Here is a 12,757-nt window from a genome sequence, read left to right as displayed (position 1 = left end):
TAGTTTAATCTATTTCAATCAGTACAGAATTTCCGGCCGATAAATCACCACTTGTCCATTGCCAGTCCTCATACAACTTTATTTTACCATTCTCCATTATTTCCGGGGTGGAAATGCAGGTGCCGGTCATCAGCTGGCCACGGGTATTTACCTGGTGGTAGCGCATGGTAATGGTGCCGTCATCGGCCACTAAACCCAGCAAATGCCCCTGTACAATATTGGCGCCACTATAGGCGCAACTGAGAATATTGCCTTGTTGCCGGTAATGAAAAACCAGTGCAGTATCCACCTCCCCGTTACCGGAGTTATGCAGGGCACGGAATTTTTTATTATTATAGTTAATGGAAGCCGCCATACAATAGTTTTAAAATATAATTACCCTTTTTTCTGTTGCTGGTATAATGCGGCATAATAACCATCAGGTATTTGCAGCAGTTCCTCGTGGGTGCCCTGCTCTATCACTACACCCTCATCCAGTACAAATATTCTATCAAACTGCAGCGAGGCAAATATGCGGTGGGTAATAATAATGGCGGTCTTATTTTGCAGGTAATTATTTAAATGTCCTGTAATCAGGCTCTCGGTCTTGGCGTCCACGGCGCTTAAACAATCGTCAAACAATAAAATATGCGGGTTTTTAATAATGGCCCGGGCAATGGATACCCTTTGTTTCTGGCCACCGCTAAGGGTTACGCCCCTTTCACCTACAACGGTCTGGTATTGTTGGGGAAAGCGCAGTATCTCCTCATGTACTCCTGCCTGCCGGGCCGCTTCATGCACCTGCTCCTCCGTTACATCGGCCTCACCTGAAGCAATATTGTTGTAAATGGTATCGCTGAATAAAAATACATCCTGTGGTACATAACTGATCTGCTGGCGCAGTGCAGCCAGTTTAATCTCCCGCAGGTCTGCCCCGTCAATAGATACATGCCCTTCCTGCGGGTCGTACATACGTAACAGTATTTGTGCCAGCGTGGTCTTACCACTGCCGGTGCGGCCAAAAATGGCGATCTTCTCACCCGCTTTAATATGCAGGTTAAAATGTTTCAATGCCTGTATGCCGGTATCGGGATATTGCATGGTCACATTATTAAAAATAATATCACCATGTAAAGGTATATCCCTGGCCATGGGCTGGTCAACAATGGCGGGTTTAATATCTAAAAACTCGTTCAAACGTTTTTGCGAGGCCGCTGCTCTTTGTATCATGCTGGCGGTAAGTCCAATGGCACTTACCGGGAACGTGAGCATGTTTACATAAATAACAAACTCCACAATGGTACCGGGGCCTATATTATGTGTACCATGAATATAGTACAGCCCTCCGATCATAATGGTGAGCAAAGTACTCAGGCCAATCAGTAAAGTAATGGAGGGGAAATACAGGGCTTCAATCTTTGCCAGGCCCACCGCACTCTGGCGGTATTTTTCACTGTTCTGGGTAAAAAAACGCAGCATGGTGTTCTCCTGCGTAAAGGATTTAATTACCCGTATACCCGCATAGGATTCCTGCGCATTGGTGGTTAGCGCCGATAAGGATTCCTGTATCACCTCGCTTTGTTTATGAATGCGCTGGTTCACTACATAAATAATGGCGGCCAGTACCGGCAGCGGCAGTAATACATATAAGGTAAGCTCGGGGCTGCGCTGGAACATAAAGAAAACGCTGAAGCCGATAATGGTGACTAAGTTCACCACGTACATAATAGCCGGGCCGGTAAACATGCGTACGCGGCTTACATCCTCGGTAATCCGGTTCATCAGGTCGCCGGTGCTGTTGCGTTTGTAAAACAGGGCATCCAGTTGCTGGTAATGTTTATATACCTCGTTTTTCTGGTCGTACTCAATCAGGCGGCTCATTACAATAATGGTCTGCCGCATTAAAAACAGGAAAAAAGCTTTCAGCAAAGCCAGTATAATCAGTACTACCACGCATAACAATACCACGTTCCAGGCGCCGCTCATGGTAGTAATATAATTAATCAGCTGTTTAATTAAAATATCGTAAGATTTACCGTCGGTAGAAGGCGCTGCACCATTAAATTGTAAAGAATGGTTCACATAATCGATCACGTAGCCGGTAAGCTGGGGTGCCAATACGTTAAAGTAGTTGGATAATACCACGAAAAAAACACCGAATCCCAAACGCCACCTGTATTTCCAGAAATATTTATTAAGCGCCCTTAAATGCTTCATGCTGCAAAAATAATGATATAGTTGTTCTAAAGCGTATGCACGAAAGTTAAAACGCGGCAAGGCCGAATGCCTTAATTTTGTTCAAAAAAAAGCATGTCTGCCAAGTTGAATTTTGAGTTTAAAGCCCGTACCACACAATTGCCTGCACTGGAAGAAAAATTATTAACCCTTAATCCCGTTTTCAAAGGCACCGATAAACAGGTGGATACTTATTTTAACGTAGCAGAAAGCCGCCTGAAACTGCGGGAAGGGAATATTGAAAATGCGCTCATCCACTATATCCGCCCCAATATTGCCGGTGCCAAACAATCAGATATACTCTTATACAAACACCAGCCCGATGCCACGCTAAAAGCCATACTGGTAAAAACACTGGGTATAAAAGTGGTGGTGAGTAAAAGCCGGAAGATCTATTTTATTGGTAATGTAAAATTTCATTTTGATACCCTCGATAACCTGGGCACATTTGTAGAAGTGGAAGCCATTGCCGATGAGCAGCATGCTACACTGGAAGCCATACAGCAGCAGGCCAATTATTATAAAGATTTCCTGGGTATACAGGAGCAGGATTTTGTTGCCGTTTCCTACAGCGATCTCCTGCTGGCGCTTTAATCGGTTATCTGTATCAGCCTGGCCGGGTACAGACCACTGAATAAATAGGTCTTGCCCGTTTTTAATTCCTTGCACAAATAGCGTTTACGCAGCTTTTTTCCCTTGGCAAAAATGCGGCCGTCGCTGGTGGCAAATAAACTGTCTTCGGGTAATTCCTCCACCAGTTTTTGCGAGTCGGGAATACTGTCGTAGCGGCGCAATACCCTTAACAGCCCTTCTTCGGCACAGCTGGAAGCTGCGGGATTTTTTAAGGATTGCAGCAGCTCGGCTTCAATATCGGGGGGGAAAACCTTGGTCATTACAAACTGGTGTAATACCTGCCCGTACACGGCTTTCCATTCCTTGCCGTGGGCCTGTACCCGGTTGCCAAACTGCTCAAACGTAAGCAGGTGGGCCAGCTCGTGTAATAAAGTAATTAAAAAGGAATATTTATTCAGGTTGCCGTTTACACTAATACGGTGCCTTTGCTGCAAAGTGCGGTGCCGGTAATCGCCCAGTACCGTTTTTCTTTCCTTGGTAATGGTCAGGTGTACTTTATATTGATTCAGGTATTGCAGTACGGGGCCATACACACCATCGGGTAAAAAATCCTGCAGTTGTGCAATGGGAACATCCTTCTTAGGCATTCTTCTTATCTCTTAATATTTTTTGTATGGCAGCTACTTCAATGGCAGTATATACAAAGTAGGTAAGCATGCTTAAAAACAGGCCGTACTTGTTCACGCCATCCTTGGCCATCACAATATAAATAACAGCGGCAATAGCGCAGGTAAACAGGCGTATTAAAAAGCCGGCATATACGGCACGTACAAAAGCATGCGGGTTGGGATTTTTTAAAGCGTTAACAGACATGCCCGTTGTTACCACGCTTATCAGGAACAATAAAATATTACCGCCCAGTACCACCCTGTAATCAATCTGTTGCAGGGCCAGCCAGTTCTTACCCATAATAGTTACGCCGGTTATCAGTGCAAAAGCAATCAGTGCCTTGTTAAACGCCGATGACTTAGTTAATGCCACCATTCTTCTTCTTTTTTGTAGTTTCTTTAATCAGGGTGTAAAAAACACCCACTAATACCAGCAAAGGTAAGGCACAGGTAAATAAGGGCGACAGGTCAGTTTTTTTTATCCAGCCATAAGCCACCGTACACAGCACCACCCAGCATTACCAGGAGCTGCGTGCCCAGGCCAATATAGCGTAAAACCGGTCTTTGCGATCTGGTAAATTTATTTTGCAACAGCAGGGGCCAGTTTGGTTTCTGTCTTCATCTCCACAATATTATTGCCCATATGGCATTCGCCGTTAAAAGTGGCAGTGGGTTCTACCTGTAATTTGCCGGCATATAGGTTGCCGGTTACTACGCATTCGCCGCGCAGTTGTACCAGCTCTTTTACGCGGATGGTGCCGGTCACTTTGCCAACAATATCGGCCTGTGTGCCCGAAATATCACCTTCTACCACGCCATTAGCGCCTATCAGTACTTTGGCGGTGCATTGTATATTGCCTTTTACGGTGCCGTCAATACGCAGGTCGGTATCGCTGCTGATATCGCCACGCATGGTGGTGCCTGCACTTACAAGGGTAGCGCCGCTACCGGAGCTTGCTTTTTCGTTTGTACCGGTTTTTTTAGGATTGAACATATAGTGTTGGTTTTAATCTTCAGACAATTCATCTTTAGGAACTTCTAACAATGTGGTGTCCAAGGGTATAGCAACATCTCCTTTTAATACTCTTCTAATATTGTCCAGGTATTTCTCACTGTATTCCACCTGGCGGTTTACCGAGTCAATGCCCATTTTTACCGTCCGCATCTCCCTGCCCGATTGCTGGGTTACCTGGCCCGGTATATAATAACGTAAAGGTGTAAACACGATCAATGCCACCGTCAGCCCCACCAGTATTACAAAAATGGAGCTTAACATCACGTACACACTCAAACGCGTAAGTTTAAACGTCACCACTTCTTCGTAGGTATCATCGTTCATCACTACCATCCGGTACCGGTTACGCAGCCGCTTAAACGTAGATTCGCCTTCCAGTTTACTCATAACATCCTTTAAACCGACTAAAGATAATAAAACCCGCCAAGTCAGCAGCCAATTCATTAAAAAATAACGCCGTTGGGGATAAACTCGGAGGGAATTTACGGGGTAATAGACAGTTTATTAATTGACAATGGACAAATGACAGTTGACAATTATTGTTAGCAGAATAAGCAACAGGCAACTGGCAATGAGCATTTCACATAAAGCGGTAAAATATTGTTTTGGTAACCGGCTGCAGTACTACTGGCATCGCCTGTTGTGTCACTCACTTCATCGTTCTTATCGTTACGCAGCTTTTTTATGTCATTACGCCACAAAAAACTGCTTACATTGTCATTTGTCCATTGTCAACTGTCAATTGTGTAATCTAGCATGTAATTTGATACAATAAGGGCTAAAACAAGTAACAACGAAAATGAACAAAACACAAAGATCCATTCCTGCACTGCCTTTATGTATCCTGCTGGATATCATAGGTTATGCATCGTTTAGCCTGCCCGTATTGGGCGAGTTTACCGACCTGGTATGGGCACCTGTTTCCGCTGTTATCTTTTACAGGCTTTTCGGCGGAAAAATGGGGGCGCTGGGTGGCGGTTTTAGTTTTGTAGAGGAAATTCTTCCCTTTACCGACTTTATACCCACCTTTACCCTGGCCTGGGCCTTCCGGTATTTTGGTAAAAGCAATAGCAGGCAGGTCATCAATCTTAAAGCATAAAAACAAACCCCGGAGTTCCGGGGTTTTTATATGGCTTAATTATTTTCGGTATAGGTCTTAAAACTATCCAGTATAGCCTGCCAGCCGGCCTGCTGCATCTCTACCGGGTTGGTTTCCTCGGCATCAAACTTTTCTACTATGTCAGTGCCGTTATCATCGGCAGTAAAACTGATGCTTACTTTGCGGCCATCATCCATGGTATAACTTACAAACTCGTTGGCCACTACCTCATCATAGGTGCCGCCAAAATCAAAGCCCATACTGCCGTCTTTGGCTTCCATACGCGAGGTAAAGCGGCCGCCGGGGCGCAGATCACCGGATGCGCTGGGTGTATGCCAGTCGTCCGATGCAGCATTCCATTTTACAATATGCACGGGGTTAAAAAAATAATCCCAGGTCTTCTCAACCGGGGCATTTACATGGGCGCTGATGGTTACTTGTGTTGACGGGGTGCTCATATAGTTATTGTTTATTGTGTTGAAAAATGTGAACAAATTTGCAACAAACAACAACATAAACCAAGCCAATCATCCGGCGTAGTTGCCGTAAAACATTTGGTAACAAAAAGACAATTATGGCAACCGGCAGGAATATTTTGGCAGGCAGACTGTTTTCCGGTTAAATTTGTTACTGAAATTTTATATATGATCTCTTACGATCCTAAAATCTGGTTCACCTATATATTCCGTTTTCATAAAGCCGATACCTTTCGCAAGCTCGGTCCGCTTATCCTGGGCATCTGTGTATACTCGGCCCTGGTGGCCTACCTGGAGCTCAGTTACTGGAAACTTACCGATCACAGTTACGTAAAAGGCATACCGGTGATGCACTCCCTGCTGGGCTTTGCCATCTCCATGTTGCTGGTATTCCGTACCAATACGGCTTACGACCGCTGGTGGGAAGGCCGCAAAATGTGGGGCTCGCTGGTTAACAACAGCCGCAACCTGGCTTTAAAGCTCAACGCTATTTTACCGGCCATGGATAAGGGCCAGCGTTCGGTATTTAAAAAACTCATCCCCGCCTATGCCGATGCCCTGCATACGCACCTGCACCGGAAAGAAACCGGCCTGGCTTTGTTCGACGATGAAGAACACAAACATGTGTTTAACGAGCTGGACAAAACCAAACACCTGCCCAACCAGCTGGCGGGCATCATGCTCAAACAAACACAGGAAATGTACCGCGATAAAAAAATAAGCGGCGAGGAACTCCTGTACCTCAACCACGAGCTGCAATCCTTTACCGATATCTGCGGGGCCTGCGAGCGTATAAAAAACACGCCCATACCCTACTCCTACAGCGTGTTCATCAAGCGTTTTATTTTTGTATATGTAATGACGCTTCCCTTTGGCTTTGTATTTACCCTGGGTTACCTGGTAGTGCCGGTGGTGGCTTTTATTACCTATGTACTGGCCAGTTTGGAGTTAATTGCCGAGGAAATTGAAGACCCTTTTGGCGGCGATGCCAACGATGTACCTACCGAAAAAATTGCCGCAACCATCCGTAAAAACATCGAGGAAATATTATATTAAGCTTTGTAAAACAAGGCGGGATAAATTATTGGTAAAACATATATAGTTTTAACTCAATAATATTTTACGACTGGGTCTGCTTTTTACAAAAAGCAACGATACTGCATATACGAAGTTGCTTTGTTAATACTATATTTTATGTAACTTTATACGAAGACTGAAAACTTATTAAACTTGAGGTCACAAATTGTGACCTCAAGTTGTAGAACATCTTCCACCAACCTTAAAACACCTTCCTATGGCAAAAGCAGCCTTCCAGGCCCTTGTAGCCGAACAAAAAATCCTCAACCGCATCTATCCTATCCGCGGCCAAAAGGTAATGTTGGATAGGGACCTGGCCGAAATGTATGGCGTAGCCACAAAAGTGTTCAACCAAAGTGTAAAAAGAAACCTGGACCGTTTTCCCAAAGATTTTATGTTTACGCTTACCACTAAAGAGTTCGATAACTTGAGGTCACAATTTGTGACCTCAAGTTGGGGCGGCACGCGTTACCTGCCTATGGCATTTACCGAGCAGGGCGTGGCCATGTTATCCAGTATCTTAAATAGTAAAACGGCCATCGAGGTTAATATCCGTATTATCCGGGTGTTTACCCGGCTGCGCGAATATGCTCTTACCCATAAAGATATTTTGCTGCAGCTGGCCCAACTGGAAAAAGAGTTAAAAGGCAATAAGCGGGATATTGATAATATTTTTACCGTATTAAAGGAATTAATTGAGCAGCAGCAAACCGCAAAGCCCCGTAATAAAATTGGGTTTAAAAGCTATCATGAGGGTAAAGAGTGAATACTTACCGGCTTATAAAATTGATTATACTTATTGCAAAGCGGCAGTACTGCCTGTGCTTAACTGGTCTGTTAATTCCCTATTTTAAATAACTGTATCCTGCACCTGAAAGGTATTCAACTTGAGGTCACAAATTGTGACCTCAAGTTGATCGGGGTGGATGCATAACTATGCTTAATATAATGCTAGACTGGCAGGGCCTGCTTGCCCGTTAAAGTAATAGTTAACCGGCCTTCTTCGCAGCTAACATTTACCTGCTGGCCCTCCTTAAAGCCGCAATCCTGCAGCCATTTACCGGCCAGTAAGAGGGCCGGAAAGTGTACATAATACCGGCTGTATATACCCACGCCACGTAAAAAATGTTTACTGCTCATGGTAAGCTGGCGGTTTACGGGCGGGGTTGGGTTTTGGGGTGTATTCATAATGGTGGTGTTTTTAATGCCCCAAAACAACGCTGCCGTATTGCTGTAACCCACTGTTTTAGTTTGTAATTTACGTACGGGCTGTTTGTATTTTACTTATCTTTAAATAGCTGCCTTGCCGCAGATTAATTAAATTTGCCACTTATGACAACACTCCACACTATGCCAACAAACAGTAAAATACACGAAGGCCGCAACGTAAAACGTTTTAGGGAAATGCTGGGCATTAAACAGGATGCCCTGGCTTACGAGCTGGGCGAGGATTGGAACCAGCAAAAGATCTCCCTTCTGGAACAAAAGGAAACCATTGATGCTCCCCTACTCCAACGTGTAGCCGATATTATGAAGCTGCCAGTAGATGCTTTTAAAAATATGAGTGATGATCAGGCTATCCATGTTATTGCAAATACATTTCACGACTTTAAGGATAATGCAATAGCATCAGCGATGAATTATCAATGTTCATTCAATCCAATTGACAAAATTGTTGAGTTGTATGATGAAAAGATTGCATTGTACGAAAGAATGCTGAAGGAGAAGGAAGAGATGATGACGAGGTTTGAGCGCTTAATAGAAAACAAATAAATGCACCCTACACGGTAAAAACACTCCGCCGCATAAAGAAATTACTATGCCACAGCACACACAATTAACCACTTGGCACGAAGTATACCGGCATATTGCAGTACTACTGCATCAAGACTATAAAGGAAGCCTGGAGAACCCTGCGCAACAGCTATATGATCGTCTTAAAGAAACGAGATTTGCCAAACTAAATAAAGGAAGACTGTTTCGAGACCGACTCTCCCGGATATCGGAATGGGGCTTAGACCCCATCCAGATATTTGCGAGTTTTAACTATTCAAAAATTGAGAGCAAACGTATTAATATTATTAATTCTTTACTGGAAGCCTTAAATTCCGACAAACATGTAGACCCTCATACTTCTTTTGAAGGATGCCCTTCACCTGTGATCACCCAGATCGTTCAATATCGAGGCTGGAAGGTGCAAAACCAGATATGGGAAATGTTTGATGCTATAATGAACCAAAGTATAAAAGGATTACAAAACAAACATTTTGTAGCCCTTAAAGAATGGCGCGGGCTGGACATTGCTTCTTTAACTATGTTCCTGTTCTGGATAGACTCCGATGTTTTTATCCCATTAGACCGAAACACAGTTGAGCTTCTCAGGACGTTTGATGTAATATCTCAACGGCCACGTAACTATAAGGAATACTATGACTTATGTAACAATAAATTTCAGTTATCTAGGGGCCTTGATTCGAATGAAAATGTTATCAGAAATTTTGTTAGAGATGCTTATCTGTATTCAGATAAAACAGTTGTTGTAAACAACTTAAGTGAGAGTACTGTTGCTGTTATTTCTCAAAAAGGAAGGGGTGGCCTCACCAAATTTGAAGTTGAGGAAGAAGTGATACGTAAACAAAAGGAACGGATAAGTGGATTTCAGATCGTTGCTTTACGGCCGGGAAAACCCTCAAAAAAGGCAGATTCCCAAAAAGAACAGCAACATTTAAAAAATCTCACGCAGGGCCAGCTTTATCAGTTTTATCAAGCCTACCAGTTTGATCCCCAAAGCGATGATATTATTATTTACAACTCCGACAAAGAGGTCGATCTGTACAGCCAGAAAGATCTAAAAATATCCATCTCTTCTATAGTAGGCAAGAATGGATCTGGGAAAAGTACAATAGCAGAATTGTTGTACCTCGTAATCAATAAAATAGCCTTTGTTAAAAAAATAAAATCTACAGAGAAGCTTGCTGATGAAGATGTATATGCGGATTTGTTTATTAAGCTGGACAAACTCTATAAAATATCTGTAGGTAACTTAGTTGAAATTTTTGAGTATAAGTTGGACAGCGATAATAAAAAATACAGCATTTCAAAAGAAAAGATCAACATTAAAACATTTGACATAGAACGTTTTTGTTACACAATTGTAGTGAATTACTCACTATATGCACTCAATACAAACATAATTGGCAATTGGATTTATCCCCTATTCCATAAGAATGATAGCTATCAGACTCCTATTGTCTTAAATCCCTTAAGAAACGAGGGCAATATTAATGTTAATAATGAAGAAGGATTGGCAAAATCCAGGATGCTATCCAATATCCTGGAGCCTGGATTGATTGACTTTGAGAAAAAAAATGTACCAGAATTAACCCCCAATTCAACACCCGTAAAGCTTATCCTTGAATTTGACAAAGCAAAACTAGAACGAAAACGCCAATCATTTAACTATAAAAAGCTAAATAGCGGTCAAATTAGGAAAGTAATCAATGCTCTTTTGGGCACAATTCAAAATGTTCCAACAGAGCTTGAGAAAGAAGCAAAGGAATATATTTATCTGAAAGTGATAGATATTGCAGAAAAATATTCAAAATTTAAAAAATTTAAGGATTTACCAAGTTGGCTTACATCAGATGCTAATAAATTGAAAGAGTACACAGAAGCTCTTCTTAAAGATACAAGCCACATCACTTTTAAGCTCAGGCAAGCTATAAATTATTTGAAATACGGAATTTACAAAGAAGGCGATAATCAAATTTTGACAATAGCCAGGGAGATTCGGGAAATTAAGGAAATATCAGATGTCCGTACTATAGAGCTTGTTCCGCCATCATTCTTTAAAATCAATCTAGCGTTCGACCATGGAGGTACATTCAACCAGTTAAGCTCCGGTGAAAAGCAGCAAATATTTTCTATTAATACAATTGCTTATCACATCTACAATATTGCATCTGTAATGTATGAGGAAGAATCCAACAAGTACAATAACATCAATATTGTATTTGATGAAGTGGAGCTTTACTTCCATCCGGAAATGCAAAGGACTTACATCAGCAATTTATTACACAGGATCAAAACAATTCCGCTGGAAAATGAAATTCATAATATCAATTTACTGTTTATTACCCACTCGCCCTTCATTCTTTCAGACATTCCGTCATCCAATATACTGAGATTAACTGTTGATAAGAAAACAAGAAAAAGTGTACCTGCAAATAATAACGAACAAACATTCGGAGCAAATATTCATGATTTATTAGCGAATGATTTTTTCCTTGAAAATGGATTTATGGGTAAGTTTGCCAACGATAAGATTCAAGAAATTATCAGGCAACTTGAGGTTTGGACAAAACCCGATAGCAATAAGGAGAAGCTTAAAGACGAACTGTATAAAACAATTCAACTTATAGGGGAACCATTAGTAAAAGAAAGCCTTATGGAGTTGTACAGAGAAAAAATAGGTTTACATGAAAGTGAGATTTCTATTGAAGATATAGATAAAGAAATAATAAGACTTCAGAATCTTAAATTGAAAAGGTAATGATAGCCATTCCATATAAAATCGTTGATAATACCATTGGCGTTTTTAACACCGAGATCGATACATTCATCGTTCAGCTGGTAAATAACTTAAATAGAATGCGTAGCGATAAAAGACTGAAGTTGACCAGAGAAAAGAAAGATTATATAAATGAAATCATTTCACATTCAAAGGATTTGATCATTGCTAAACCAAAAAAACTAGACCAATATCGACAAGCATTTGATAAGATCATAACGCCCGCGGATATGGCAAGTAAACAATTTGAAAGTTTTAGAAACAGGCTTATAAAGGAATTGGGATATACAACAAGGCGATCGGATTTTTATCCTAAATATTTTCGCAAAATTGGTATTAAATCCTGTGTGTACTGTAATGCACATTTAACTGTTGCGATAGAAAAAGTAACACAGCTAAGGACAAAACAGAAATTTACATACAAAGCCAAATTCCAGGTAGATCATTATTGGCCTAAATCAAAATACCCTTGCTTCAGCATTTCACTGTATAATCTTTATCCGGTATGTGGTAGTTGTAATAATTGCAAAAGTTTCCATGATTTGGAATTTTTGCTTTATAGCGATTCTAAAACGTCAATTATATCCTCTTTCAAATTTAACTTAGTTCCCGGCAGTGTTGCCAATTATTTGCTAAGCAGAAAGATAGAAGATATAAACTTTACCTTTAACGAACCACCAGTTTTACCTACTGTTAAAAAATTTCAGGAGGTTTTTGACATCCAGGGAATATATGATACGCAGAAGGATTTGGCGGAGGAATTAATCCTGAAGGCGGAAGTTTATACTGCACCATACAGACTAAAACTGAAAAAACAATTTCCTAAATTATTTACAACACCCGGTATCTTTAATAGAATACTATTAGGTAATTATTCCTCTGAAGAGGATATACATAAGCGACCCATGGCAAAATTTACTATAGATATTGCCAGGCAGGTAGGGTTAATTAAAAAGTGATTTAAAATTGGTTTGTAAACAGCATCATATAATATAAGTCAAGGAACGAATTACTGGCATATGCAACTACAGCTCGCAGAGTATAATGACCTCTTTGCAAGAAACC

General features: G+C 41.5%; 16 protein-coding genes. 7 read left to right on the top strand and 9 right to left on the bottom strand.

Translation table 11 applies throughout. The features are described 5' to 3' along the window. Nucleotides 1-4 precede the first annotated feature (4 nt). Complete coding sequence (locus tag ACFS6H_RS15990; protein ID WP_386101115.1) at nt 5-355, bottom strand: hypothetical protein; 351 nt, start codon at nt 353-355, stop codon at nt 5-7. Between the two features lie 20 nt (nt 356-375). Then, a complete protein-coding gene (locus ACFS6H_RS15985) occupies nt 376-2,196 on the bottom strand; it encodes an ABC transporter ATP-binding protein (RefSeq protein WP_386101113.1) in 1,821 nt (606 codons plus the stop codon). Nucleotides 2,197-2,289: 93 nt separating this feature from the next. Between ACFS6H_RS15985 and ACFS6H_RS15980 the strand changes: the two genes are divergently transcribed. Beyond that, the gene (locus ACFS6H_RS15980) at nt 2,290-2,808 is read left to right on the top strand and encodes a class IV adenylate cyclase (RefSeq protein ID WP_386101110.1); all 519 of its coding nucleotides are present in this window, start codon (nt 2,290-2,292) and stop codon (nt 2,806-2,808) included. Here ACFS6H_RS15980 and ACFS6H_RS15975 read toward each other — a convergent pair. The 5 genes from ACFS6H_RS15975 to ACFS6H_RS15955 form a co-directional block, all read right to left on the bottom strand. Next, nucleotides 2,805-3,434, bottom strand: coding sequence for a SprT-like domain-containing protein (locus ACFS6H_RS15975; RefSeq protein ID WP_386101107.1), 630 nt, complete (start codon nt 3,432-3,434; stop codon nt 2,805-2,807). The two genes, ACFS6H_RS15980 and ACFS6H_RS15975, sit on opposite strands and share 4 nt — an antisense overlap. Beyond that, nucleotides 3,427-3,831, bottom strand: a complete 405-nt coding sequence (locus ACFS6H_RS15970) for a hypothetical protein (protein WP_386101104.1) — start codon at nt 3,829-3,831, stop codon at nt 3,427-3,429. The genes ACFS6H_RS15975 and ACFS6H_RS15970 overlap by 8 nt, the downstream gene beginning before the upstream one ends. Further along, entirely contained in the window at nt 3,815-3,964 is a 150-nt protein-coding gene (locus ACFS6H_RS15965; RefSeq protein ID WP_386101101.1) for a hypothetical protein, read from the bottom strand. Before ACFS6H_RS15965 ends, ACFS6H_RS15970 begins: the two co-directional genes overlap by 17 nt. A 71-nt stretch (nt 3,965-4,035) precedes the next feature. Beyond that, the gene (locus tag ACFS6H_RS15960; RefSeq protein WP_386101098.1) at nt 4,036-4,449 is read right to left on the bottom strand and encodes a bactofilin family protein; all 414 of its coding nucleotides are present in this window, start codon (nt 4,447-4,449) and stop codon (nt 4,036-4,038) included. A 12-nt stretch (nt 4,450-4,461) separates the two neighbouring features. After that, nucleotides 4,462-4,857 (bottom strand): hypothetical protein, encoded by a 396-nt coding sequence (locus tag ACFS6H_RS15955; RefSeq protein ID WP_386101095.1) that lies wholly within the window; start codon nt 4,855-4,857, stop codon nt 4,462-4,464. A 412-nt stretch (nt 4,858-5,269) separates the two neighbouring features. Between ACFS6H_RS15955 and ACFS6H_RS15950 the strand changes: the two genes are divergently transcribed. Then, nucleotides 5,270-5,569 carry a hypothetical protein gene (locus ACFS6H_RS15950; protein WP_386101093.1) on the top strand — a complete coding sequence of 100 codons (300 nt, stop codon included), beginning with the start codon at nt 5,270-5,272 and terminating at the stop codon, nt 5,567-5,569. Between the two features lie 35 nt (nt 5,570-5,604). Here the strand turns inward: ACFS6H_RS15950 and ACFS6H_RS15945 are convergent, their stop codons facing one another. Then, nucleotides 5,605-6,027, bottom strand: a complete 423-nt coding sequence (locus tag ACFS6H_RS15945; protein WP_386101090.1) for an SRPBCC family protein — start codon at nt 6,025-6,027, stop codon at nt 5,605-5,607. A 186-nt stretch (nt 6,028-6,213) separates the two neighbouring features. Here ACFS6H_RS15945 and ACFS6H_RS15940 point away from each other — a divergent pair, with 186 nt between their 5' ends. Continuing rightward, nucleotides 6,214-7,101 carry a bestrophin family protein gene (locus ACFS6H_RS15940; protein WP_386101087.1) on the top strand — a complete coding sequence of 296 codons (888 nt, stop codon included), beginning with the start codon at nt 6,214-6,216 and terminating at the stop codon, nt 7,099-7,101. Nucleotides 7,102-7,339: 238 nt separating this feature from the next. Beyond that, the gene (locus tag ACFS6H_RS15935) at nt 7,340-7,888 is read left to right on the top strand and encodes an ORF6N domain-containing protein (RefSeq protein ID WP_386101084.1); all 549 of its coding nucleotides are present in this window, start codon (nt 7,340-7,342) and stop codon (nt 7,886-7,888) included. Nucleotides 7,889-8,073: 185 nt separating this feature from the next. Here ACFS6H_RS15935 and ACFS6H_RS15930 read toward each other — a convergent pair whose 3' ends face one another. Beyond that, nucleotides 8,074-8,310 carry a SymE family type I addiction module toxin gene (locus tag ACFS6H_RS15930; RefSeq protein ID WP_386101081.1) on the bottom strand — a complete coding sequence of 79 codons (237 nt, stop codon included), beginning with the start codon at nt 8,308-8,310 and terminating at the stop codon, nt 8,074-8,076. A gap of 144 nt (nt 8,311-8,454) precedes the next feature. Here ACFS6H_RS15930 and ACFS6H_RS15925 point away from each other — a divergent pair, with 144 nt between their 5' ends. Genes ACFS6H_RS15925 through ACFS6H_RS15915 form a run of 3 tightly spaced genes read left to right on the top strand, consistent with a single transcriptional unit; the run spans nt 8,455 to nt 12,651 of the window. Continuing rightward, the gene (locus ACFS6H_RS15925) at nt 8,455-8,895 is read left to right on the top strand and encodes a helix-turn-helix domain-containing protein (protein ID WP_386101078.1); all 441 of its coding nucleotides are present in this window, start codon (nt 8,455-8,457) and stop codon (nt 8,893-8,895) included. A gap of 46 nt (nt 8,896-8,941) precedes the next feature. Further along, nucleotides 8,942-11,674 carry an AAA family ATPase gene (locus ACFS6H_RS15920; protein WP_386101075.1) on the top strand — a complete coding sequence of 911 codons (2,733 nt, stop codon included), beginning with the start codon at nt 8,942-8,944 and terminating at the stop codon, nt 11,672-11,674. Beyond that, entirely contained in the window at nt 11,674-12,651 is a 978-nt protein-coding gene (locus ACFS6H_RS15915; protein WP_386101072.1) for a hypothetical protein, read from the top strand. The genes ACFS6H_RS15920 and ACFS6H_RS15915 overlap by 1 nt, the downstream gene beginning before the upstream one ends. The last annotated feature ends 106 nt before the right edge of the window (nt 12,652-12,757 follow it).

The organism is Terrimonas rubra, assembly GCF_042686025.1.
Classification (GTDB): domain Bacteria; phylum Bacteroidota; class Bacteroidia; order Chitinophagales; family Chitinophagaceae; genus Terrimonas; species Terrimonas rubra.
The sequence above is the reverse complement of the archived record's forward strand: the minus strand, read 5'-3'. Positions and strand labels throughout refer to the sequence as shown.